This window comes from Xanthobacter sp. 91 (assembly GCF_000702385.1).
Taxonomy (GTDB): Bacteria; Pseudomonadota; Alphaproteobacteria; order Rhizobiales; family Xanthobacteraceae; genus Xanthobacter; species Xanthobacter aminoxidans.
The window spans coordinates 2,462,259-2,483,786 of the sequence record NZ_JNIB01000001.1 but is presented as its reverse complement, the minus strand read 5'-3'; the positions used below and the strand labels follow the sequence as shown (position 1 = coordinate 2,483,786).

The 21,528-nt window shown below is 68.2% G+C and carries 24 protein-coding genes and 1 riboswitch; of the genes, 13 read left to right on the top strand and 11 right to left on the bottom strand.

From position 1 onward, the window contains the following. Positions 1–44: 44 nt before the first annotated feature. Positions 45–1,721 (bottom strand): lysine--tRNA ligase, encoded by a 1,677-nt coding sequence (locus A37E_RS0111735; RefSeq protein WP_029556760.1) that lies wholly within the window; start codon positions 1,719–1,721, stop codon positions 45–47. A 171-nt stretch (positions 1,722–1,892) separates the two neighbouring features. Beyond that, positions 1,893–1,995: riboswitch (glycine riboswitch) on the top strand. 197 nt (positions 1,996–2,192) lie between these two features. Between A37E_RS0111735 and gcvT the strand changes: the two genes are divergently transcribed. The 8 genes from gcvT to A37E_RS0111695 all read left to right on the top strand — a co-directional run bounded on the left by gcvT (position 2,193) and on the right by A37E_RS0111695 (position 8,629). Next, the gene (gcvT, locus tag A37E_RS0111730) at positions 2,193–3,359 is read left to right on the top strand and encodes a glycine cleavage system aminomethyltransferase GcvT (protein ID WP_029556759.1); all 1,167 of its coding nucleotides are present in this window, start codon (positions 2,193–2,195) and stop codon (positions 3,357–3,359) included. 2 nt (positions 3,360–3,361) lie between these two features. Continuing rightward, positions 3,362–3,733: a glycine cleavage system protein GcvH gene (gene gcvH / locus A37E_RS0111725; RefSeq protein ID WP_029556758.1), complete on the top strand. Its 372-nt coding sequence runs from the start codon at positions 3,362–3,364 to the stop codon at positions 3,731–3,733. 20 nt (positions 3,734–3,753) lie between these two features. After that, positions 3,754–4,230: an OsmC family protein gene (locus tag A37E_RS0111720; RefSeq protein WP_029556757.1), complete on the top strand. Its 477-nt coding sequence runs from the start codon at positions 3,754–3,756 to the stop codon at positions 4,228–4,230. An 18-nt stretch (positions 4,231–4,248) separates the two neighbouring features. Next, positions 4,249–5,589, top strand: a complete 1,341-nt coding sequence (gcvPA, locus tag A37E_RS0111715; protein ID WP_029556756.1) for an aminomethyl-transferring glycine dehydrogenase subunit GcvPA — start codon at positions 4,249–4,251, stop codon at positions 5,587–5,589. Continuing rightward, on the top strand, positions 5,589–7,175 hold the full coding sequence (gene gcvPB / locus A37E_RS0111710) for an aminomethyl-transferring glycine dehydrogenase subunit GcvPB (protein ID WP_029556755.1): 1,587 nt from the start codon (positions 5,589–5,591) through the stop codon (positions 7,173–7,175). The genes gcvPA and gcvPB overlap by 1 nt, the downstream gene beginning before the upstream one ends. A gap of 72 nt (positions 7,176–7,247) precedes the next feature. Next, entirely contained in the window at positions 7,248–7,688 is a 441-nt protein-coding gene (locus A37E_RS0111705) for an NUDIX domain-containing protein (RefSeq protein ID WP_029556754.1), read from the top strand. A 95-nt stretch (positions 7,689–7,783) separates the two neighbouring features. After that, positions 7,784–8,002 (top strand): hypothetical protein, encoded by a 219-nt coding sequence (locus A37E_RS0111700; RefSeq protein WP_029556753.1) that lies wholly within the window; start codon positions 7,784–7,786, stop codon positions 8,000–8,002. 33 nt (positions 8,003–8,035) lie between these two features. After that, positions 8,036–8,629: an SCO family protein gene (locus tag A37E_RS0111695; protein ID WP_029556752.1), complete on the top strand. Its 594-nt coding sequence runs from the start codon at positions 8,036–8,038 to the stop codon at positions 8,627–8,629. Here A37E_RS0111695 and A37E_RS0111690 read toward each other — a convergent pair. Beyond that, on the bottom strand, positions 8,574–10,592 hold the full coding sequence (locus tag A37E_RS0111690; protein ID WP_156026293.1) for a glycosyltransferase: 2,019 nt from the start codon (positions 10,590–10,592) through the stop codon (positions 8,574–8,576). The two genes, A37E_RS0111695 and A37E_RS0111690, sit on opposite strands and share 56 nt — an antisense overlap. A 138-nt stretch (positions 10,593–10,730) precedes the next feature. On the opposite strand from A37E_RS0111690, the gene A37E_RS0111685 reads away from it, so the two are divergent. Continuing rightward, positions 10,731–11,603: a transporter substrate-binding domain-containing protein gene (locus tag A37E_RS0111685; protein WP_081837816.1), complete on the top strand. Its 873-nt coding sequence runs from the start codon at positions 10,731–10,733 to the stop codon at positions 11,601–11,603. A 30-nt stretch (positions 11,604–11,633) separates the two neighbouring features. Here A37E_RS0111685 and A37E_RS0111680 read toward each other — a convergent pair whose 3' ends face one another. Next, entirely contained in the window at positions 11,634–12,242 is a 609-nt protein-coding gene (locus A37E_RS0111680) for a TetR/AcrR family transcriptional regulator (protein WP_038192938.1), read from the bottom strand. A 120-nt stretch (positions 12,243–12,362) separates the two neighbouring features. Between A37E_RS0111680 and A37E_RS0111675 the strand changes: the two genes are divergently transcribed. Further along, positions 12,363–12,590, top strand: a complete 228-nt coding sequence (locus A37E_RS0111675) for a hypothetical protein (RefSeq protein ID WP_029556748.1) — start codon at positions 12,363–12,365, stop codon at positions 12,588–12,590. 88 nt (positions 12,591–12,678) lie between these two features. Here A37E_RS0111675 and A37E_RS0111670 read toward each other — a convergent pair whose 3' ends face one another. The 6 genes from A37E_RS0111670 to rph all read right to left on the bottom strand — a co-directional run bounded on the left by A37E_RS0111670 (position 12,679) and on the right by rph (position 17,052). Beyond that, positions 12,679–12,999, bottom strand: a complete 321-nt coding sequence (locus A37E_RS0111670) for a lipopolysaccharide assembly protein LapA domain-containing protein (protein WP_029556747.1) — start codon at positions 12,997–12,999, stop codon at positions 12,679–12,681. A 5-nt stretch (positions 13,000–13,004) separates the two neighbouring features. Continuing rightward, positions 13,005–13,289 (bottom strand): integration host factor subunit beta, encoded by a 285-nt coding sequence (ihfB, locus tag A37E_RS0111665; protein ID WP_024277130.1) that lies wholly within the window; start codon positions 13,287–13,289, stop codon positions 13,005–13,007. Between the two features lie 138 nt (positions 13,290–13,427). After that, a complete protein-coding gene (sppA, locus tag A37E_RS0111660; RefSeq protein WP_029556746.1) occupies positions 13,428–14,393 on the bottom strand; it encodes a signal peptide peptidase SppA in 966 nt (321 codons plus the stop codon). An 87-nt stretch (positions 14,394–14,480) separates the two neighbouring features. Continuing rightward, entirely contained in the window at positions 14,481–15,653 is a 1,173-nt protein-coding gene (gene hemW / locus A37E_RS0111655; RefSeq protein ID WP_051678961.1) for a radical SAM family heme chaperone HemW, read from the bottom strand. 53 nt (positions 15,654–15,706) lie between these two features. Beyond that, positions 15,707–16,339: an RdgB/HAM1 family non-canonical purine NTP pyrophosphatase gene (rdgB, locus tag A37E_RS0111650; protein WP_029556744.1), complete on the bottom strand. Its 633-nt coding sequence runs from the start codon at positions 16,337–16,339 to the stop codon at positions 15,707–15,709. Beyond that, positions 16,339–17,052 carry a ribonuclease PH gene (gene rph, locus A37E_RS0111645; RefSeq protein ID WP_024277126.1) on the bottom strand — a complete coding sequence of 238 codons (714 nt, stop codon included), beginning with the start codon at positions 17,050–17,052 and terminating at the stop codon, positions 16,339–16,341. Before rph ends, rdgB begins: the two co-directional genes overlap by 1 nt. A gap of 157 nt (positions 17,053–17,209) precedes the next feature. Here rph and hrcA point away from each other — a divergent pair, with 157 nt between their 5' ends. Together hrcA and grpE are read left to right on the top strand one after the other, a co-directional pair. After that, positions 17,210–18,310 carry a heat-inducible transcriptional repressor HrcA gene (gene hrcA, locus A37E_RS0111640; protein ID WP_024277125.1) on the top strand — a complete coding sequence of 367 codons (1,101 nt, stop codon included), beginning with the start codon at positions 17,210–17,212 and terminating at the stop codon, positions 18,308–18,310. A gap of 121 nt (positions 18,311–18,431) precedes the next feature. Then, positions 18,432–19,079 (top strand): nucleotide exchange factor GrpE, encoded by a 648-nt coding sequence (gene grpE / locus A37E_RS0111635; protein ID WP_029556742.1) that lies wholly within the window; start codon positions 18,432–18,434, stop codon positions 19,077–19,079. 18 nt (positions 19,080–19,097) lie between these two features. Here grpE and A37E_RS0111630 read toward each other — a convergent pair whose 3' ends face one another. Together A37E_RS0111630 and efp are read right to left on the bottom strand one after the other, a co-directional pair. Beyond that, on the bottom strand, positions 19,098–19,499 hold the full coding sequence (locus tag A37E_RS0111630) for a response regulator (protein WP_197022966.1): 402 nt from the start codon (positions 19,497–19,499) through the stop codon (positions 19,098–19,100). Between the two features lie 170 nt (positions 19,500–19,669). Beyond that, the gene (efp, locus tag A37E_RS0111625; RefSeq protein ID WP_024277121.1) at positions 19,670–20,239 is read right to left on the bottom strand and encodes an elongation factor P; all 570 of its coding nucleotides are present in this window, start codon (positions 20,237–20,239) and stop codon (positions 19,670–19,672) included. Between the two features lie 190 nt (positions 20,240–20,429). Here efp and epmA point away from each other — a divergent pair, with 190 nt between their 5' ends. Next, complete coding sequence (gene epmA, locus A37E_RS0111620) at positions 20,430–21,503, top strand: EF-P lysine aminoacylase EpmA (protein ID WP_029556740.1); 1,074 nt, start codon at positions 20,430–20,432, stop codon at positions 21,501–21,503. Positions 21,504–21,528 lie beyond the last annotated feature (25 nt).

Below are 21,528 nucleotides of genomic sequence, written 5' to 3'. Positions count from 1 at the left end.
CTCACCCCAGCCCTCTCCCGCAAGGGGAGAGGGAGCACGACGGCTCACGCCGCCGCCAGTTCTCCGGCCAGCGCCTTGCGGATCAGTTCGCGCGTCTCGGCCACCCCGTAGATGGCGACGAAGGAGCCGAAGCGGGGGCCGCGCTCCAGGCCCAGCAGCACCTGATAGAGCGTGTTGAACCACTCCACCGAGACGCCCGGCCGCTCGGGCGTGGCGCCCTTGGCCTTGAGGTCCTGATAGCGCGGGATGGGGCGGGCCACGTCGTAGAGCACGGTCTGGATGTCGTCCGCGCTGGCGCCCGCCGGCAGCGCCGCGAGGGCCGCGTCGAGCTTTTCGAGGGCGTCGCGCTCCACCGCGTCGGGGGTGCGGAAGACCTTGTTGGGCTTCACGAAGTCATGGAAATAGCGCACCGCATAGCCCACCAGCTCATGCAGCTTGGGGTGCGTCTGGTCCGACACGCCGGGCACGTGGCGCTTGAGGAAGCCCCACAGCACGCTCTCATCCTCCGTGTTGGAGGCGGAGGCGAGGTTGAGGAGCATGGTGAAGCTCACCGGCATGTCCACATCCGGCGGGTTGCCCGCATGGATGTGATAGACCGGGTTGCCGAAGCGCAGCTTCCAGTCCTGCTGCGCATAGCGGGCGAGGAAGTTGAAATACTCGTCCACCGCCTTCGGAATCACGTCGAAGTGCAGCTTCTTCGCCGAGCGGGGCGACTGGAACATGTAGAGCGCGAGGCTCTCCGGGCTCGCATAGGTCAGCCACTCGTCGATGGTGAGCCCGTTGCCCTTGGACTTGGAGATCTTCTGGCCCTTCTCGTCCAGGAACAGCTCGTAGACGAAATGCTCCGGCGCGGTGCCGCCGAGGATCTGGCAGATCTTGTCGTAGATCGGCGCGTTGGTCTGGTGGTCCTTGCCGAACATCTCGAAATCGACGTCGAGCGCCGCCCAGCGGGCGCCGAAATCCGGCTTCCATTGCAGCTTCACCTTGCCGCCGGTGACGGGGAGGGTCAGCTCGGTGCCGTCCTCGTCGTCGAAGGTGATGGTGCCGGCCCTGGCGTCCACCTTCTTCAGCGGCACGTAGAGCACGCGCCCCGAGGTGGGGGAGATGGGCAGGAAGGGTGAATAGGTGGCCTGCCGCTCCTCGCCGAGGGTGGGCAGCATGACGGCCATGATCTCGTCGTACTTCTCGGCGGCCTTCAGCAGCACGGCGTCCAGCTTGCCGGAGAAGTAGTATTCTGTGGCGCTGGCGAATTCGTAGTCGAAGCCGAAGGTGTCGAGGAAGCGCCGGAGCATGGCGTTGTTGTGCGCGCCGAAGCTCGGGTAGTCGCCGCCGAACGGGTTCGGCACCTTGGTGAGCGGCATCTGGAGGTAAGGCACGAGCGCGGCCGGGTCCGGCACGTTCTCGGGAATCTTGCGCATCCCGTCCATGTCATCGGAGAAGCACAGGAGGCGCGTCTTCACCTTGTCCTCGGTGAGGATGCGGAAGGCGTGGCGCACCATGGTGGTGCGCGCCACCTCGCCGAAGGTGCCGATGTGCGGCAGGCCCGAGGGGCCGTAGCCGGTCTCGAACAGCACCTCGTCCTTGGGCCGCTTCTTCAGCCGCTCCACCAGCTTGCGCGCTTCCTCGAACGGCCAGGCGGTGGCCGTTTCCGCGACCGCCTTCAGCTCGGCGGCGAGCTGGGTGGGATCGACGGGCGCAGGCGAGGCTTCGGACGAGGACATGACAGGCTCCGGAAAAGGAGCGCGAACTTAGGAATGCAGCCGCCCGGCGTCAACGCGAAGGCGTGTGGCGGGCTCCCCCGCTCTTGCGTTGACGGCGGGCGGCAAACGCCTATGCTGCACCCGCGTTCCAGCTGCCCCGGCGAAAAGGGCGGAGGGAACGCAAGACATCGGACGATCCCTGCGGGAGAGACCGGCACCCTTGAGTTGAGGTGTGCCGGCGCCGAAGGCGCAACCGCCCCGGAACCGCTCAGGCACCAAGGGCCGCAGGGGGACGAAACTCTGGAAAGCAGCCGTGCTGCGCCTTGAAGGGCGCGGCTGGGCTCACCGAAGGAGTAAGCCGTGCCCTTCCACGAGGCGCGGTGAAATCTCTCAGGTCGGCAGACAGAGGGGGCGCCGCGCGGGCCGCGCAGGACCACCGGAAACGGGGTTCGGCAGGCCCGGAAATTGGCGCTGTTCGTCCCGGAGCCTCCATTGGCATCGTCCCCCGATTCGCATTCCCCCTCCGAGCCTCTGCTCGAAACCCCGCTCGCCGCCGCCCATGGCGCGCTCGGCGCGCGCATGGTCCCGTTCGCGGGCTACCTCATGCCGGTCCAGTATCCCGAGGGCATCCTCGCGGAGCACAATTGGACCCGCACCCATGCCGGCCTGTTCGACGTCTCCCACATGGGCCAGGCGCTGCTCGTCGGCCCGGACCACGAGACCACCGCGCGGGCGCTGGAAGCCCTCGCCCCGGCGGATTTCGTCGCCCTCGCCCCCGGCAAGCAGCGCTATTCGCAGCTCACCGCCGAAGACGGCGGCATCCGAGACGACTTCATGGCCACCCGCCCGGCGGACCCTGACGCCGACGGCACGCTGATCCTCGTGGTCAATGCCGCCTGCAAGGGTGACGACTTCGCGCACATCGAAGCCAATCTCCCCGACAGCGTGAAGCTGGTGCAGCGCCCCGAGCGGGCGCTCGTCGCGCTGCAAGGCCCGGAGGCGGCCATGGTGATGGCGCGCCATTGCCCGGAGGCGGCGAACCTCGACTTCATGACCGCCCTTCCCCTGTCCTTCGACGGCGTGCCGGTGGAGGTCTCCCGCTCCGGCTATACCGGCGAGGACGGCTACGAGATCTCCGTCGCCGCCGAGGATGCGCCCGCCCTCTGGGCGGCGCTGCTGGCCGAGCCGGAGGTGAAGGCCATCGGCCTCGGCGCCCGGGATAGCCTGAGGCTGGAAGCCGGGCTCTGCCTCTATGGCCACGACATCGACCTTTCCACCTCGCCCATCGAGGCGGCGCTCGTCTGGTCCATCCAGAAGCGGCGGCGGCAGGACGGCGGCTTTCCCGGCGCGGCGCGTGTCCAGCGCGAGCTGGCGGAAGGTCCCGCCCGTGTGCGCGTCGGCCTGAAGCTGGAGGGCCGCGCCCCGGCCCGCGAGGGCGCGGAGATCGCCTCCAATGGGGAGATCGTCGGCCGCGTCACCTCGGGCGGCTTCGCCCCGACGCTGCAGGCGCCCATCGCCATAGGCTATGTGCCGCCGGCGCTGTCCGCGCCCGGCACCCGCCTCGACATATTGGTGCGCGGCAAGGCCCTGCCGGCCGTCGTCACCGCCCTTCCCTTCGTACCCACGCGCTATGCGCGCAAGCAGAAAACCGGGGGCTGATCATGACCGTGCGCTACACCAAGGACCACGAATATGTCCGCATCGACGGCGACGTGGCGGTGGTCGGCATCTCCGACTACGCCCAGGGCCAGCTCGGCGACGTGGTGTTCGTGGAGCTTCCCGAGATCGGCAAGTCCGTCACCCGCGGCAAGGAAGCCGCCGTGGTGGAAAGCGTGAAGGCCGCCAGCGAGGTCTATGCCCCCATCTCCGGCGAGGTGGTGGAGGTGAATTCCGAGCTGGAAGGCGCCCCCGGCCTCGTCAACGAGGATGCCGAGGGCAAGGGCTGGTTCCTGAAGCTCAAGGTGACGAAGCCCGACGAGCTGTCCGAGCTCATGGACGAGGCCGCCTACAAGGCCTTCCTCGACACGCTCTGACGCACGGAAAGGCGGACACCATGAGCGACGACACCCCCATTGCCGCCGTCCGCTGGGAGCGCGGCGACGCCGTCTTCACGGACGGGCGCTATCCCCGCGCGCACCAATGGATGTTCGACGGGCTGACCGTGCCCGGCTCGTCCTCGCCCGCGGTGGTCCGCCTGCCCTTGTCGAAGGCCGATGCGGTGGATCCGGAGGAGGCGCTCGCCGCCTCCCTCTCCGCCTGCCACATGCTGTTCGTGCTGGATTTCGCCCGCCGCGGCGGCTTCTGCATCGACGTCTACGAGGACAAGGTGATGGCCGCGTTCGGCAAGACCGAGCGGGGCAAGACCTGGATTTCCCGCATCGCGCTCAACCCCGCCATCGTCTTCTCCGGTGACAAAACGCCGACGGCCGAGGACGTGGCGGCATTGCACGACAAGGCCCACGACGAATGCTTCGTGGCCAATTCCCTGCGCTCGGAGGTGGTCATCACCCCGAGCTTCACCATCGCCTGAAACGGGATCAGCGGCATCATGCGCTATCTTCCCCTCACCGCCGATGACCGCGCCGAGATGCTGGCGCGCATCGGCGTTCCCTCGGTGGACGATCTGTTCGCCGACATTCCTGCCGCCCAGCGCGCGCATGAGCTGCCGCGCCTGCCGCTCCACAAGAGCGAGATGGAGGCGGAGCGCGCGCTCTCCCGCCTTGCCGCGCAGAACGTGCCGGCGGGCTCGGTGCCCTTCTTCGTCGGCGCCGGGGCCTATCGCCACCATGTGCCGGCGAGCGTGGACCACCTGATCCAGCGCTCGGAATTCCTCACCTCCTACACGCCGTACCAGCCGGAGATCGCGCAGGGCACCCTGCAATATCTCTTCGAGTTCCAGACGCAGGTGGCCGAATTGACCGGCATGGAGGTGGCCAACGCCTCCATGTATGACGGCTCCACCGCCGCCGCCGAGGCGGTGCTGATGGCCCATCGCGTCACCAAGCGCCGCAAGGCGCTTTTGGCCGGCAACCTGCACCCGCACTATCGCGCGACCATCGAGACCATCTCCCGCTATGCGGCGGACGAGGTGGTGGCGCTGGCGCCGGTGCCCACGGGCGGGGAAGACATCATCGCCGCCATCGATGCGGGCTGCTCCTGCGTCGTCGTCCAGTCCCCGGACGTGTTCGGCAACATCGTGGACCTGAAGCCCATCGCCGAGGCCGCCCACAAGGCCGGCGCTATGCTCATCGCCGTGTTCACCGAGGCGGTCAGCCTCGGCCTCATCGAGCCGCCGGGGGCGCAGGGCGCCGACATCGTGGCGGGCGAAGGCCAGTCCATCGGCAACGCGCTGAATTTCGGCGGCCCCTATGTGGGCCTCTTCGCCACCCGGCAGAAGTTCGTGCGGCAGATGCCCGGCCGCCTTGCCGGCGAGACGGTGGATGCGGAAGGCCGCCGCGGCTTCGTGCTCACCCTCTCCACCCGCGAGCAGCACATCCGCCGCGAGAAGGCGACCTCCAACATCTGCACCAATTCGGGCCTGTGCGCGCTGGCCTTCACCATCCACATGAGCCTGCTCGGCCAGACCGGGCTCACACGGCTGGCGCGGGCCAACCACGCGGCGGCCTGCGACCTCGCGGACCGGCTCGCCGCCGTGCCGGGGGTGAGCGTGCTCAACGACACCTTCTTCAACGAATTCACCCTGCGCGTGCCGGGCAAGGCTTTGGGCGTGGTGGAGAAGCTCGCCGCCAAAGGCATCCTCGGCGGCGTCCCCTATTCCCGCCTCGCCCCGAAATCAGGGCTCGACGACTTGATCCTCGTCGCCGCCACCGAGACGACCACCGAGGACGATCGCGCCGCCTATGCCGCGGCCCTCAAGGAGGTGCTGTGATGAACCGCGAAGGCCGTGGCGCGACGACGCCGCACATCGTCGGGGGCACCAGCGCTGGCCCCGTCACCTTCACCGGCAACCGGGGCCTCGACCTGGAGGAAGGGCTGATCTTCGAGATCGGCCGCACCGAGGTGACCGGGGTGGACATCCCCGAGCCCGCCCCGTTCAAGGACCGCCTCGGCGGCCACGCGCGCACCGCGCCGCTGGAGCTGCCCGGCCTCTCCGAGCCCGAGGCCATGCGCCATTACGTGCGCCTCTCGCGCATGAACTATGGCATCGACAGCGGGCTGTTCCCGCTGGGCTCCTGCACCATGAAGCACAACCCGCGCCTCAACGAGAAGATGGCGCGGCTGCCGGGCTTTGCCGACATCCACCCGCTCCAGCCCCTCTCCACCGTGAAGGGTGCGCTGGAGCTGATGGCGGAGCTGTCGCGCTACCTGCTCGAACTCACCGGCATGACCGCCGTGGCGCTCACCCCCAAGGCCGGCGCCCATGGCGAACTGTGCGGCATGATGGCCATCAAGGCCGCCCATGCGGCGCGCGGCGAGGCGCAGCGCAATGTGGTGCTGGTGCCGGAGAGCGCCCACGGCACCAACCCCGCCACCGCCGCCCTCATCGGCTATGAGGTGCGCTCCATCCCCGCCCGCGCCGACGGCACGGTGGACCCCGAGGCGGTGAAGGCCGCGCTGGGGCCGGAGGTGGCCGCCCTCATGCTCACCAATCCCAACACCTGCGGCCTGTTCGAGCGGGACGTGGTGGCCATCGCCGAGGCGGTGCACGGGGCCGGTGCCTATTTCTATTCGGACGGCGCCAATTTCAACGCCATCCTCGGCAAGGTGCGCATCGCCGACCTCGGGGTCGATGCCATGCACATCAATCTGCACAAGACCTTCTCCACCCCCCACGGTGGCGGTGGTCCGGGTGCGGGGCCGGTGGTGCTCTCCGAAGCGCTGGCGCCATTCGCCCCGGTGCCGGCCCTCGTCGCCACGGCCGATGGGCTGGCGCTGGTGGAGGACCAAGGTGCGGACGGGGCCGAGCAGGCCCTCGGCCGCATGAGCGCCTTCCACGGCCAGATGGGCATGTTCGTGCGCGCGCTGAGCTGGATGCTCTCCCACGGCGCCGACGGCATGCGGCAGGCCTCCGAGGACGCCGTCCTCTCCGCCAATTATGTCCGCGCCTGCCTGATGGACGTGATGAGCGCCCCCTTCGCCGAGCGCCCGGCCATGCACGAGGCCCTGTTCGACGACACCTGGCTGGCGGACACCGGCATCTCCACCCTGGACATCGCAAAGGCGCTGATCGACGAGGGGTACCACCCCATGACGGTCTACTTCCCTCTGGTGGTCCACGGGGCGATGCTGATCGAGCCGACGGAGAGCGAATCGAAGGCCTCCCTCGACCTCTTCCTCGGTGCCCTGCGCGACCTCGCCATGGCGGCCAAGATGGCGGCCAAAACGGGGGACAAGGAGCGCTTCCTCGGCGCCCCCCATTATGCCCCCCGCCGTCGTCTGGACGAGACCCGCGCCGCCCGCGCGCCGGTTTTGCGGTGGGTTCGGCCTGAACCGCTCCCGAACGCCGCCGAATAGGTGGGGTGAACGCACCTGACAGGGTGGTGTGAACCACCCTTTCGTCCGTGCCGGGAGGGGGTATGCTCAGGCATGTTCTCCCCCCTCCCCCTCCTGCGCCGCATGCGCCACGGCATGACTCTCGGTGTCCGGGTACTGGCCACCGACCCGGCCGGCCGGCTCCTTTTGGTCCGACATACCTACGTGTCCGGCTGGCATTTTCCCGGCGGCGGGGTGGATCTGGGCGAGACCTCCGAACAGGCGGCCCGGCGCGAGCTGCGCGAGGAAGCCAATGTGGAGGCCGAGGGGCCTCTGACGATTTCCGGCTGTTATTTCAACCCCTTGGTGGGTGGACGCGACCACGTTGTCCTGTACCGGACGGCGGCTCTGGTGATCGGTCCCCGGCCCGAGCGGAACCTCGAAATCGTCGCCGCCGACTTCTTCCCGCCCGACGACCTGCCCTCCGACACCAGCCCCGCCACCCTGCGCCGCATCGCCGAATGGCAGGGCGCACCCCCCTCCGACCGCTGGTGAGGCGCCCTGTCACGGGCGATTGACCGGCGCGGATTGGATAAATACCGCCGCCCGCGCTATCGTGGCGGCTGACGTTTCATCCCAACCGGCGCGCCATGTCCGTCACCCTGTCCCAGGAAACCGAGGTTTCGCAACGGCTTGCACCGCACGCCGATGGCGAGGCCGCGTCTGGACCGGGCCTGGGTCGCGCCGGTGTCATCGGCCTCGGCGTGGCCTTGGCCATGCTCTGTGCGGGCGGGCTGGCGCTGTGGGCGCGCTACGGCGCGGCCGTGTTCTTCGATCTCCTGAGCGCCGGCTTTTCCGGCTGCCTCTGAGGCTTCCCCGACCGCCCCCAAGGCCTTGAAAACATGTCGTCACGCACGAAGATCATTGCCCTTTTCTCGGCCTTCGCCGCCGGCGCCCTCATCCTCGTCACCGCCGTCACCCTGTTCCTGCCGGAGCCACCGCCGAAGGTGACGGGACAGGCGGCGGTGGGCGGGCCCTTCAGCCTCACCGACCAGAACGGGCAGCCGATCACCGAGGCCGCCCTCAAGGGCAAGCCAACGCTCATCTTTTTCGGCTTCACCCACTGCCCGGACGTGTGCCCGACCGCCCTGTTCGAGATGTCCGAAATCTTCAACGCGCTGGGGCCGGACGCGAGCAAGGCGCAGGCCTTCTTCGTCTCGGTGGACCCCGAGCGGGACACGCCGGACGTGCTCAAATCCTACGTTTCGAGCTTCTCGCCGCAGATCGTCGGACTGTCGGGCACACCGGAGGCCACCGAGCAGATCAAGCGGGAGTTCCGCGTCTATTCCCGTAAGGTCCCCCTGAAGGACGGCGACTACACCATGGACCACACCGCCGTGGTCTATCTCATGGACAAGAATGGCAATTTCGTCGCCCCGTTCAACTCCAAACGCCCTCCGGCCGAGGCTGCGGCGGAGCTGAAGCGCTACTTCTGAGCCCCCCGCCGCCTCCGCGATGGGCGGCGCCGTGCTCGGTCTTCTGCCAGTGGTACGGCCTGCGGATCAGCTCGATCACCGCCCGCCACGCCGCAACCGACAGCAGCAGCCAGTAGAAGGGGATGCCGACGATCGTCCGCCAGCCCGGCCTCATGCCCCGCCGGCCAAGCCCGACGGTCATGGTCGCGGCCGCGCCAGCGTAGCCGGCGATGAGGGTGGTGTAGGTAAGCGCGCTCGTCACCACCTCCGCCATGTGGGTGCACGGCAGCCCGGCGACGCCCCGAACGATATCGGCGATGAACAGGGCAAGGCACAGCGGATGCACCAGCGCCGCCGCATAAGGCCCGGCCGTGAGCAGCACCAGCGCGAGCGTACCGCCCCGACCGAGATCGCGCACCAGCGCCCGCGGCCGGCGGCCGTGCACCAGCAGGGTCTGCGCCCAGCCCTTCAGCCAGCGGGTGCGCTGGCCGATCCAGGCGCGCCGCGTGACGGGCGCCTCCTCGAAGGTGGTGGAGGAAATGACCCGTGTCTGCCAGCCGGCACGGGCGAGACGGATGCCGAGATCGGCGTCCTCGGTGACGTTGTAGGGGTCCCATCCTCCCACCTGATCGAGTACGCGGCGGCGGAAATGGTTCGAGGTGCCGCCGAGCGGAATGGGCAGGCCGAGGGCGCTGAGCGCTGGCAGCAGAACATCGAACTGGCCGGCATATTCGGCGGCGAACTGGGCCGAGATCCAGCTGTCGCCGCCATTGTCGATGCACAGCCGCGCCTGCACGCAGCCCACTTTCGACCCGCCTGCATGGAAGGCGGCGACGGCCCGGCGCAGTTGATCGGGCTCCGGCAGATCCTCGGCGTCATAGATCGCGACGATGCTGCCGCGGGCGAAGGGCAGTGCTGCTTCCAGCGCCTTGGGCTTGGTCCGCGGCCCAACCGGCGCGATCACCACCTCCGCCATGTGCGGCGGCAACTCGAGCGCGGCGATGGCTGCGCGCGTGGCATGGTCGTCCGCTTCGACCACGAGCTTGATGTCGAGCTTCTCGGGGGGATAGTCGAGCGCCGAGAGGGCAGCGACCAGCAGCGGCAGGCTCGCCGTCTCGTGATAGAGCGGCACCAGGAGGGAATAGACCGGCAGAGACCGCGCATCGAGGGCCGGCACCGGCTCCTCAGGCGGCACATAGAGGCAGCCGGCGAGTCGCAGGGCGATCCACGCCAGGAAGACGAGCGAAAGAGCCGCCTGAACGGCGAGAAGGCCCATTTCCGGCGCCAGTGCCAGGAGCAGCGCGAGCGGCAGGCCGATGGCGGCGGCCGCGAGCCCGACGATGCGGCCGGGCCGCAGTGTCGACGCCGATTTGAGCGGATCGGACAGGACGAGACGTGCCGTCGCGGCGGCGGCGAAGCTGGGCGCGCAAACCGCGTCGACGCGCCGGGCAAGCGCCGCCGGGCTGATCAATTCCACGCGCGAGGCAAGACCCGCATCCCGCTTCAGCCCCCGTCGAAGCCGCCGGACGATGCGGCCACGCGCCGCCATCACGAAGCGTGGTCGGCCACTGCCGGTCCCCAGCATGAGGGTGCCTGTACGCAGCACGGCCTCCGCCATCGCCGGGTCGTCTGGCAGGTTCGCCAGGTTTGGCGCCCCAACGGGAAGACCGAGATCGCGGGCAAGGAGACGCGTGGCGGTTTCGTCATCAAGTGCACCTGAGGCGACCAGCACCTCGTCGACACCGACCCCGACGAGTCCGGCTCGCACGGCAGCCGCATGCAGTTCGTCGGCATCCACATGATCGCGATAGGGACGAAGCTCGGAGGCCAGCACGGTGCGCGGGAGGGATGCCGGCAGCGGGACGGCAGCGGCCACATCATCCTGAGCGCGGACCCGCTCGCGCCCAAGGTCGCGATGGTCCTCGCCCGCGTCATGGCTTACATGGCTTCGCCCCTTGCGGGCGGCACCGGCATCCCCCACCATGCCCCGACCCTCATGCAACCCTAGGGTAAGCTTGCCGCAATGCTTCCACCAGCCTCTTTCCTGAGCATCCGTGCGGGCCGCCGCACGCCCACGCTTCAGGCCGGCCTCAAAGCTCTGGTTCTGGCCACGGTGGCGTTGATGGCAGGAGCCGCGGGGGCCCAGCAGCCGCCGGCGGGACAGGTGAAGCCGGCGCAGGGCGGCCCCCCGCCTCTGGTGGAACGGGCCGACAAGATCGCCATCACGCCGGTGGTCGTGCCGAATTTCTGGAACGTGGAGCGTCGGCTCGAGCGCCCCGATGCGGCCAAGCTCCCGAAGGAGCTGCGCTTCGTCACGACGGACGATTACCCGCCCTTCAACTTCATCAATTCCACTGGGGCTCTTTCCGGCTTCAACATCGATCTGGCGCGGGCGATCTGCGCAGAACTTTCCGTCACCTGCAGCTTCCAGACTGCGGCGTTCGCCAATGTGGCGGACGTGGTGGACCAGGGCCGGGCGGAAGCGGCCATCGCCGGCCTCGTCGCAACCCCGGCCTCCCGGGCGACGCTGGATTTCTCCGAGCGTTACCTCGGCACGCCGGCGCGCTTCGTGGGCCGCAGCCAGGAGACGCTGGCGAAAGCGACGCCCGAAGAGGTGGCTTCCAAGAAGGTGGCCGTGGTGAGCCGAACCGCGCACGAAGCCTATCTCCGCTCCTTCTTCAACGAGGCCGCCATCCGCCCCTACCCCGACCTCAAGGCGGCGCAGGAGGCGCTGAAGGCCGGGCAGGTGGACCTTCTGTTCGGCGACGGCATCACCCTCGCGCTCTGGCTGAACGGCACCGACAGCGCCGGCTGCTGTCGCTTTGTCGGCGGCCCCTTCACCGAAAGCCGCTTCTTCGGAGACGGCTTTTCCGTGGCTGTGAAGGACGGCAACGATACCCTGCGCCACGCCATCGACTTCGCCCTCCAGCGCATCTGGGAGAAGGGCGTCTATACCGACCTCTATCTGCGCTGGTTCCCGGTCGGCTTCTACTGACTCGCGCCATCGGAAATGCCGGGCCGGCGCTCAAGAGCCGCCGGGCGGCTGGCCGGCGATGAGCCGTGCCGTGCGTTCGATCGCGGGCGCATCGTCGGCGAGGCGATCGGTCAAGAGGTGCAGCCAGTTGAAGCCGATATAGAGGCCGAGGAGGTCGTCGATTTCCGACGCACGGATCTCACCGCGGTCCGCTGCGCGCTCGAACATGTGGCGCAGGTCGCGGAGCCGGTCGGGCAGGAACTTGTCGCGCAGCGCCGAAAGGGCAGCCTCGGTCGTCTGGGCTTCGGCGATGAGTGCCCGGAAGATGCTGCCTGAGGCCGTGTCCCGCCAGAACCCCCACAAGGCGCGGGTATAGGCGAGAAGATCGCTCCAGAGAGCGCCGGTATCGGGCAAGGCCATGTGGCTCGCCTTCTCCGCCGCGTAGACGTCGATCAGCAGGTCTGCCTTAGTCGCCCACCAGCGATAGATGGTCGGTTTGCCGGCCCCGGCGCGCCGCGCCACCTCCTCGATTGAAAAGCCGGCATAGCCGCGTTCCGCGAGCAGCGCGCGCGCCGCCGTCAGAATGGCCGCCTCCGCATCCGGATTGCGCCGTGCGCCGATAGATGAGCGCCGACGATCGGCATGGCTGGTTTCGGGCATCTGAAGGCCTTCCGCAACTTTCCTCTTGCATAACGAAACGGGGCGTATATATCAAACCATATCGGAACGGATCGTTCCGTTTATATCAATCCACGCCACGCTGCTTCGGGAGATGATGCCATGAGCAGTCTCGCCATTCTCGCCCACCTGCGCTTTCTGGGACTGATGATGATCGGCGCCTATGCCCTCATCAACGCCATCCTGGCGCTCCTGTCGCCCCTCACCGCGGGATGGCCCATCTGGGCCTCCACGCTTCTCGCGGTTCCGCCCATGGTGATGGGCATGGTGCACCTCGTGCTCCCCCTCGCACGGCGGCACCTCTCTCGTCCCGACGGCACGCGGGCGTGAGCCGAAACGAAAGAGCCGCCCCGTTCGCACGGGACGGCTCCTGCAGATCGACGCAGAGCGGGAGACAAGGCTTCGCGGAAGGGAAGGCTCAGTGCCGCGGTGCCGGCAGACCGAGCTGCGAGGACGGAGCCGGGCGAGCCGCCTCGGTCCGCTTGTGCTCGCGGCGGGCGGCGCGGGCCTCCCGACGATAACGGCCCTGCCGCGCCCAGGTGACAACCCCGCCGGCGATGACCCCGACGATCACCGCAGCGAAGATGATGGCGAACAGCGGCAGCGTCACCGACAAAGCGGGATGGTCCGGCGCGAACGGATCGAGGGAGAGGACGACCGGCTTGCGATTCGCAACTGCGAGCGCAATCGCAAGGATCGCCAGGGGCAGGCCGATGAGAATGGAGAGGAAGCGGCTCACGGGGCCTACTTTCCAGTGTTGAGACGCTCGCGCATCTCCTTGCCGGTCTTGAAGTAGGGAACGGTCTTCTCGCTCACGTCCACCTGCTTGCCGGTGCGCGGGTTGCGGCCGACACGGGCGTCGCGCTTCTTCACCGAGAAGGCTCCGAAGCCGCGCAGTTCGACACGATCACCGCGCTCCAGCGCGGATGCGATCTGCTCCAGGATGGCGTTGACGATGTTCTCCACATCCCTCTGGTAGAGATGCGGATTGGCCTCGGCGATCTTCTGGACGAGCTCGGACTTGATCATGTTGGCCCCAGTTCCCTCGAAATCATCCGCCGAAAGCAAGCCAAAGCCCTGCATCCCTGACGGTGGGCGGCCGGACGTCCGGCGTTGTTATCGGTTTTGTCGGATGGCCGCCAAGCGCTTGTGAACGCAATCTTAACCCTAGCTCCGAGGGTGCCAGAGGGCCAACAGACCGTCAAGCTGACTGCGCTCCAGCGCGCCTTTCGCCGCATCCGTCAGGAGCGCCGCTGCCTGCGGGAAGCCGAGAGCGCTCACAACGCCGCGCGCAGCGCCCAGAAGCCAGCCGAACTCGTCCCCGACCTCCTTGGTGCGCCAGGTGCGGACCTTGAGGGTCTCGCTCACGCCCTTCTCGCGGGCGAGCCAAGCACGGGCGGTACGCTCGTCGCCGAGTTCATCCACCAGTTGGAGTTCGAGGCCCTGGTGACCGGTGAAAACGCGTCCGTCAGAGACGTTCGCGAGCTTGGCGTCGGAGAGCTTGCGACGGTCGCCCACGAGATCCTTGAACCAGGCGTAGCTGTCCTTCACCAGCGAATCCACGGCGGCGCGCGCCTCCGGTGTCACCGGCGTGTAGGGGTTGGGCGAGGCCTTGAGCGGAGAGGACTTGATGTCCTCCATGGTCACGCCCACGGTCTTCAGAAGCTCGGTGAAGTTGGGAAACTGGTAGATCACGCCCACCGAGCCGACGAGCGCATTGCGACGGGCCACGATGTGGTCGGCGCCCAGCGCCGCGATATAGGCGCCGGAGGCGGCGACGCCTTCCACGACGGCCACCACCGGCTTCTTGGCAGCGAGGCGGCGCAGCGCGTCGTACAATTGCTCGGAGCCCGTAACGGTGCCGCCAGGGCTGTCGATGGAGAGGATCACGGCGCTGGCGCGGGAGCGTCCAATCTCCTCCAGAAGCTCCACCCGCTCGCGATCGTTGCGGATGATGCCGCCGATCATGATCCGCGCCACATGGGGCGAGGAGGCGGGAATATCACGGCCAAGCAGGGCCGACACGCCTACCGCCACGGCGGCGACGACGCCGAGCACCCCGAGCACGCGCCAGAATGTGACCTTCCGCCGGAGGCGGCGGCGTTCGACGATCTGGTCGGCATCCAGCGACATGGTGCGCGTTCCTCGGCAGGCAGTCCCAAGCCCCACGCGGACTTAAGCAGGCGGCACGGCGTTGGCAAGCGTTCCCGCGTGGCGAACCTAACCCGCCAGCGCGGCGATCACGGCATTGAGGACCGGAAATCCAGCGGCGGTCACGCACAGCCGTCCGGCATTGAGCGCCACCAGCCCTTCCGCCTCCAGCGTGGCGAGGCGTTCCGGATCCACGCGGCCGCCGAGGCGGGCATGGCGGGCGAGGTCCAAGCCTTCCTTCAGGCGCAGGCCCATGAGCAGCATTTCGTCAGCCTGCTCGGCTGCCGACAGCGTCTCGTCGGAAATAATGCCGTGCCCGTCCGCCTCCACCCGCTTCAGCCACGCTTCCGGCGACCGCTCGGTGAATGTGGCATGGCGGATGTTGCCCGACACCAGCCGTCCATGGGCTCCGGCGCCAATGCCGGCGTAAGTGCCATAGCGCCAGTAGACAAGATTGTGCCGCGCCTCGGCACCCGGCCGGGCATGGTTGGAAACCTCGTAGGCGGGAAGGCCGGCCTGCGCCGTCACCTCCTGCGTCACGTCCCACAGGGCGCGAGACAGGTCGTCGTCGGGCAGGATGAGTTTGCCGGCGCCGTACAGCCGCTCGAACGGCGTGCCCGGCTCGATGGTGAGCTGGTAGAGGGACAGGTGCTCGCAGCCTTCAGCGAGCGCGCGCCGCAGCTCAGCCGCCCAGGCTTCGGGCGTCTGGCGCGGACGGGCATAGATGAGATCGAAGGACACACGATCGAATGCACGGCGCGCGATGCCCACGGCAGCCAGCGCCTCGGCGACCGAGTGCATCCGCCCGAGCCCTTGGAGGTCCGCATCGTCCAGGGCCTGCACCCCGAGGGAGACGCGGTTGACGCCCGCAGCCCGATAGCCGTGGAACCGCTCCGCCTCCACGGAGGTCGGATTCGCCTCCAGCGTCACCTCGGCATCGGCAGTGAGCGGCCAGGCCTCGTTGATGGCCTCCAGGATCGCGCCGACGGTGGTGGGGGCCATGAGGGAAGGCGTGCCACCGCCGAAGAAGACCGTCTCCGCGTTTCGCGGTCCCGACAGGGCCCGCATGTGGGCGATCTCGCGCCGGAAGGCCGCGATGTAGCGCGCCTCGTCCGGCGGCACGAGCCGGACGTGGCTGTTGAAGTCGCAATAGGGGCATTTGGCCTTGCAGAACGGCCAATGCACATAGACACCGAAGCCGCCCTGCGTGTCCTCGATGCCGTCAACACCCTCGCCCCCCATCGGGAGAGGGCGTGCCGGAGGGTTCGCGGACGGAGCCTGATCCAAGATTGCGCTCACCCCTTCAGGCAAGCCTGCGAGAGCTTCAGGAAGGCGCGGGCACGGTGGGAAAGGCCGAAGCCCTTGGGCGGCATACCGTGCTTCTCGTCGGCCGTCATCTCGGCGAAGGTCTTCACATGGCCCTCGGGGAGGAACATGGGATCGTAGCCGAACCCCTTGGCGCCACGGGGCGGCCAAACGAGGGTGCCGTCCACGGTGCCCTCGAACTCCTCCAGATGCCCATCCGGCCAGGCGATGCAGAGCGCCGAGACGAAGCGGGCATGGCGCTGGCCGGGCTCGGTGGCGCCGACCTTCCGAAGTTCGGCCTCCACCTTCTCCATGGCCATCTCGAAATCGCGGTCGGGTCCCGCCCAACGGGCTGTGTGGATGCCTGGCGCACCGCCGAGGGCGTCAATGACGAGGCCGCTGTCGTCGGCAAACGCCGGAAGCTGGGCGGCGTTGGCCGCCGCCACAGCTTTCAGGCGGGCGTTTCCCTCGAAGGTGGTCTCGGTTTCCTCCGGCTCGGGCAGACCGAGCTCGCCAGCGGAGACGGCCTCCACCCCGTGAGGCTCCAGCAGCATCTTCATTTCGATGAGCTTGCCGGGATTGTGGGTGGCCACCACCAGCCGGCCGGTGAGCTGGCGCGCCATCAGCCGATCGCCAGCTTCTGGAGGGAGACGAGCTGATCCACACCCGAGCGGGCCAGCGACAGCAGCGAGAGCAGTTCGTCCTGGGTGAAGGGCGTCTTTTCCGCCGTACCCTGGATTTCCACGATGCCGCCAGTTCCGGTCATGACGAAATTGGCATCGGTCTCGGCCACCGAATCCTCGGCATAATCGAGGTCGAGCACCGGCGTCCCCTCGTAGATGCCGCAGGAGACCGCCGCCACGTGCTGCTTGAGCGGCATCTCCTTGATCATGGAGCGGGACTTCATCCAGCTCAGGCAATCATGAAGCGCGATCCAGGCGCCGGTGATGGAGGCGGTGCGGGTGCCGCCGTCGGCCTGGAGCACGTCGCAGTCGATGGTGATCTGCTTCTCGCCCATCGCCACGAGATCCGTGACCGAGCGGAGCGAACGCCCGATCAGCCGCTGGATCTCCTGGGTGCGGCCGGACTGCTTGCCGGTGGTGGATTCGCGTCGGGTGCGGTCGTGGGTGGCGCGGGGCAGCATGGAATATTCCGCCGTCACCCAGCCGCGTCCCTGGCCCTTCAGCCACGGCGGCAGGCGCTCCTCCAGCGTCGCGGAGACGAGAACGTGGGTGTCGCCGAACTTCACGAGGCAGGAGCCTTCCGCGTGGCGCATCACGCCCCGTTCAAAGGACACCGCGCGCATCTCGTCGGGGGCGCGCTTGCTGGGCCGCATAATGGATACCTCTTTGTGCGTCATGGGCGCTCCTTTTAGAGCGCCGCGCGCCGGGAGGAAAGCAAGGGCGGTAGGAGCCCCCGCGTGGCGCTTGAACCCAGCCCCGGCGAGGGACACATTAGAGCCAGCGAAATCCTTGGCTCCGAAGGCTGAACCCGTGGCGCTCGATCCGTTCCTGCCCCTCTCGACCGGCGGCCTCGCGCAGATCGACCAGCGTTCGCGCGAGATTTTCCGCCAGATCGTGGAGAGTTACCTCGCCACCGGTGAGCCGGTGGGCTCGCGCAACATTGCCCGCCTGATCCCCATGACCCTCTCTCCCGCCTCGGTCCGCAACGTGATGGCGGACCTGGAGGCGGCCGGGCTGATCTATGCCCCCCATACCAGCGCCGGGCGCCTGCCCACCGAGCGCGGCCTGCGCTTCTTCGTCGATGCGCTCATGGAGGTGGGCGACGTCAACGAGCGTGACCGGGCCAATATCGAAACGCAGGTGCTCGCCGCCGCACGCACCACCACGGTGGAAGGCGTTCTGCAGGAAGCCTCCGCTTTGCTCTCGGGCCTCGCCCGCGGTGCCGGGGTCGTCACGGCCACCAAGACCGACCCCCGCCTGAAGCATGTGGAATTCGTGCCGCTGGAGCCGGGCCGCGCTCTCGTCATCCTCGTATCGGAGGACGGGCAGGTGGAAAACCGCGCGCTCGCCCTTCCGCCCGGCTTGCCGACCTCCGCCCTCACCGAGGCCACCAATTTCCTCAATGCCCACATCCGCGGCCGCACCCTCTCCGACGCCCGGCAGGAGATGGAGAGCCTGCTCGCCGAGATCAACCGCGACCTCGACACCCTGACCGCCCGCGTGGTGGAGGCGGGGCTCGCCTCCTGGTCCGGCGACGGGCCGGGCGAGCGGACCCTCATTGTGCGCGGTCAGGCGAAGCTGCTGGAGGATCTCAGGGCGCTGGAGGATCTGGAGCGCATCCGCCTGCTGTTCGACGATCTCGAGACCAAGCGCGAGGTCTCCGAACTGCTCGGCCGGGCGGAGGAGGCGCAGGCGCTGCGCATCTTCATCGGCTCGGAGAACCGGCTGTTCTCCCTTTCCGGCTCCTCCACCATCGTCGCGCCCTACCGCGATGGGCAGGGACGCGTCTTGGGCGTGCTGGGTGTCATCGGCCCGACGCGGCTCAATTACGGCCGCATCGTCCCCATGGTGGACTTCACCGCCCGCCTCGTGAGCCGGGTACTGGGCGCACCGGGTGCGGACGCTGCGTGAGGGATAAGGATCACCACGACTTGATTTTTCCCCCCATCGCCCCGATATGCGCCGGGACGATTGGCCTTTGCCCGGTGGCGTAGTGACCTCGGGCGAATCTCAAGGCAGGGGAAGTAACCGGATGAGCGAGCAGAAGCGCGCGCCCGAGACCGGCGGCGACGCAAGCGAAAACGGTGCCGCGCAGGGCAATGCGCAGGTGAACGAGGCGACCGCCGAGGCGGAAGCCACCGCTATGGCGGACGCCGCCATCGGCGACCCGGCGGGCGACAAGGCGCGCCTGGAAGGCGAGATCGCGAGCCTCAAGGACAAGTTCCTGCGCGCCTTCGCGGAGGCGGAGAATGTGCGCCGCCGCGCCGAGAAGGAAATCCAGGACGCCAAGACCTACGGCATTGCCTCCTTCGCCCGCGACGTGCTGAACGTGGCGGACGATCTCGCCCGGGCCCTCGGCTCGGTAGAGGCGGACGCAAAGGCGACCGCAGAAGGCAGTTTCAAGGCGCTGCTGGACGGACTGGAGCTGACCGAGCGCGGCCTCGTGAAGGCGCTGGAGAAGCACGGCATCCGCAAGATCGAGCCGAAGGGGGAGAAGTTCGATCCCAACCTTCATCAGGCCATGTTCGAGGTGCCGGACCCGAGCGTGCCGACCGGTACCGTGGTGCAGGTGGTGCAGGCCGGCTACGTCATCGGCGAGCGCGTTCTGCGGCCCGCCATGGTCGGTGTCGCCCGCGGTGGCCCGAAGGCTGAGACGAACAAGGCCGCCGGCGCGGCCTGAATCAGGCTCTCTGGAAGATCACATATCGTTGGAGGCGGCGACATCCCGCCTCCCGCGGTCGCTGCCGCCTGGGCCGCGACCCGATCCGATGAGGTCGGCAAGCGCATCGGCGATGACACGGCTGGTGTACGGCTTGGCCACCCGCGGCGCGTCGACGAATTCCGCCGGCATGCGCACGCTGCCAGTATAGCCCGAGCAGAAGATGAAGGGGATGCCGCGCTCGGCCAGGATCGCCGCGGCCGGATAGACCGGCTCGCCCGCAAGGTTCACGTCGAGGATCGCGGCGTCGATGCGCTCGGACGACGCGGCCGAGACCGCGGCGGCGAGGCTCGCGATCGGCCCGACCACGGTGTAGCCCAGCGACCTCAGATTGTCTTCGAGCCCCAGTGCCACGAGAAACTCGTCCTCAACGACGAGCACCCGCCTTCCCGACAAGATCATTCTTCAACGCCTTGGCTGACTGCATGTCCCCTCAGGGCCATGTCGGGGGTCAACCAGCGGCCGGGGGAAAAGTTCCACGCCCCGCAGCAAGGTATTGAAAGAAAACCGGAAGGGCCGGAAACCGCCCTTCCGGGATCACAAGCGGAAGGTCAGTCCTTCGCGCGCTCCACGTAGGAAGCGTCGGCGGTCATGACGACAACACGCGTACCGGACGCGATGTGCGGCGGCACCATGGTGCGGACGCCGTTGGAGAGCATGGCGGGCTTGTAGGAGGAAGAGGCCGTCTGGCCCTTCACGGTCGGCTCGGTGTCCACGATCTCCAGCACCACGCGGGCCGGCAGCTCGATCGCGATCGGCACGCCATTGTGGGTGGAGAGCATGCATTCCATGCCTTCCTGGAGATAGACGGACTGGTCGCCCATGACATCCTTCGGCACGGTCACCTGATCATAGGTTTCCGGGTTCATGAAGGTGTAGCCGTCGGAATCCTCGTAGAGGAAGGTATGCGGGCGATCTTCCACGAAGGCGCGCTCCACCTGCTCGGTGGTGCGGTAGCGCTCGGAGATCTTCACGCCGTCGGAGATGCGGCGCATGTCGAGCTGCGTCACCGGCGTGCCCTTGCCGGGATGGATATTCTCGGCAGTGAGAACAACGTACAGCTTGTCGTCGATGTCGACCACGTTGCCCTTGCGCAGGGTGCTGGCGATAACCTTGACCACGTCGGCTCTTCCTTGACCTGATGCGCGGCGCCCGCGCCGATTGGAAAACGGTTGACGGCGGCGCCGTCTGGCTGGTTCGGCGCGCACCATAGCGATAATGGCGCGCAACGCCAGTCTTGCACTCGTCTTTCCGGCCCCGAGGCCAAGTGGCGGCGGGCAGCCCAGGTGGCCGCAACGAGGAACCTACGTCATGGCGGTATCGAACTCTTCGCTGGCGCCTCCCTCCCCGCCGTGGTGGCGACCCGACGTTCACGCGGACCGCCGCCCCTTCCTGCTCGCGCGCGGGCGCATCGCCGCCGCCGTGCGCGCAGGCTTCGCGCAGGACGGTTTCATCGAGGTCGAGACGTCGGCGCTGCAGGTCTCGCCGGGCAACGAGACCCACCTCCACGCCTTCGGGACTGAGCTGATCGGCCCGGACGGGACAACTCACCGACTTTACCTGCGCACCTCACCCGAGTTCGCGGCCAAGAAGCTGCTCGCGGCCGGGGAGCCGAAGATCTTCGAGTTCGCCCGCGTGTTCCGCAATCGGGAGCGTGGCATGGCACACCATCCCGAGTTCACCATGCTGGAATGGTATCGCGCCGGTGCGCCCTACACGGCGATGATGGAGGATTGCGCCGCCCTCCTCGCCCGCGCCGCCGAGGCCGGCGGAGCCTCGGCCTTCCACTATCGCGGCAAGACCTGCGATCCCTTCGCCGCCCCGGAGCGCCTGACGCTCGTCGCGGCCTTCGCCCGCCATGCGGGGATGGACCTTGAGGCCCTTCTGCCGGCCGCGGGGGAAGCACCGGATGCCGCCGCCTTCGCCCGCGCCGCGACCGAGGCCGGCATCCGCACTGCGCCTGACGACACCTGGGGCGACGTGTTCTCGCGCGTGCTGGTGGAGAAGATCGAGCCTCATCTCGGCGTCGGCCGCCCCACCATCCTGACAGACTATCCCGTGAGCGAGGCGGCTCTCGCCCGGCCGAAGCCGGAGGATCCGCGCTTCGCCGAGCGGTTCGAGCTCTATTGCTGCGGGCTGGAACTCGCAAACGCCTTCGGCGAGCTGACGGACGCGGACGAGCAGCGCCGGCGCTTCGAAAAGGACATGGACGAGAAGGAACGGCTCTATGGGGAGCGCTATCCGCTCGACGAGGACTTCCTCGCGGCGCTGACGCTCATACCTCCGGCCAGCGGCTGTGCCCTCGGCTTCGACCGGCTCGCTTTGCTGGCAAGCGGAGCGAGGCGGATCGAGGACGTGCTCTGGGCGCCGGTCGCTGGACTTTAGATCAGCCTTGCGACCGCTCCGGCCC

What these genes read in the sequence shown, in the direction of transcription:
- A37E_RS0111735 (WP_029556760.1), bottom strand. Translation starts at nt 1,721, where the DNA reads ATGTCCTCGTCCGAAGCCTCGCCTGCGCCCGTCGATCCCACCCAGCTC.
- gcvH (WP_029556758.1), top strand. Translation starts at nt 3,362, where the DNA reads ATGACCGTGCGCTACACCAAGGACCACGAATATGTCCGCATCGACGGC.
- A37E_RS0111720 (WP_029556757.1), top strand. Translation starts at nt 3,754, where the DNA reads ATGAGCGACGACACCCCCATTGCCGCCGTCCGCTGGGAGCGCGGCGAC.
- gcvPA (WP_029556756.1), top strand. Translation starts at nt 4,249, where the DNA reads ATGCGCTATCTTCCCCTCACCGCCGATGACCGCGCCGAGATGCTGGCG.
- gcvPB (WP_029556755.1), top strand. Translation starts at nt 5,589, where the DNA reads ATGAACCGCGAAGGCCGTGGCGCGACGACGCCGCACATCGTCGGGGGC.
- A37E_RS0111705 (WP_029556754.1), top strand. Translation starts at nt 7,248, where the DNA reads ATGTTCTCCCCCCTCCCCCTCCTGCGCCGCATGCGCCACGGCATGACT.
- A37E_RS0111700 (WP_029556753.1), top strand. Translation starts at nt 7,784, where the DNA reads ATGTCCGTCACCCTGTCCCAGGAAACCGAGGTTTCGCAACGGCTTGCA.
- A37E_RS0111695 (WP_029556752.1), top strand. Translation starts at nt 8,036, where the DNA reads ATGTCGTCACGCACGAAGATCATTGCCCTTTTCTCGGCCTTCGCCGCC.
- A37E_RS0111690 (WP_156026293.1), bottom strand. Translation starts at nt 10,592, where the DNA reads ATGGTGGGGGATGCCGGTGCCGCCCGCAAGGGGCGAAGCCATGTAAGC.
- A37E_RS0111685 (WP_081837816.1), top strand. Translation starts at nt 10,731, where the DNA reads ATGGCAGGAGCCGCGGGGGCCCAGCAGCCGCCGGCGGGACAGGTGAAG.
- A37E_RS0111680 (WP_038192938.1), bottom strand. Translation starts at nt 12,242, where the DNA reads ATGCCCGAAACCAGCCATGCCGATCGTCGGCGCTCATCTATCGGCGCA.
- A37E_RS0111675 (WP_029556748.1), top strand. Translation starts at nt 12,363, where the DNA reads ATGAGCAGTCTCGCCATTCTCGCCCACCTGCGCTTTCTGGGACTGATG.
- ihfB (WP_024277130.1), bottom strand. Translation starts at nt 13,289, where the DNA reads ATGATCAAGTCCGAGCTCGTCCAGAAGATCGCCGAGGCCAATCCGCAT.
- sppA (WP_029556746.1), bottom strand. Translation starts at nt 14,393, where the DNA reads ATGTCGCTGGATGCCGACCAGATCGTCGAACGCCGCCGCCTCCGGCGG.
- hemW (WP_051678961.1), bottom strand. Translation starts at nt 15,653, where the DNA reads ATGGGGGGCGAGGGTGTTGACGGCATCGAGGACACGCAGGGCGGCTTC.
- rdgB (WP_029556744.1), bottom strand. Translation starts at nt 16,339, where the DNA reads ATGGCGCGCCAGCTCACCGGCCGGCTGGTGGTGGCCACCCACAATCCC.
- rph (WP_024277126.1), bottom strand. Translation starts at nt 17,052, where the DNA reads ATGCGGCCCAGCAAGCGCGCCCCCGACGAGATGCGCGCGGTGTCCTTT.
- grpE (WP_029556742.1), top strand. Translation starts at nt 18,432, where the DNA reads ATGAGCGAGCAGAAGCGCGCGCCCGAGACCGGCGGCGACGCAAGCGAA.
- epmA (WP_029556740.1), top strand. Translation starts at nt 20,430, where the DNA reads ATGGCGGTATCGAACTCTTCGCTGGCGCCTCCCTCCCCGCCGTGGTGG.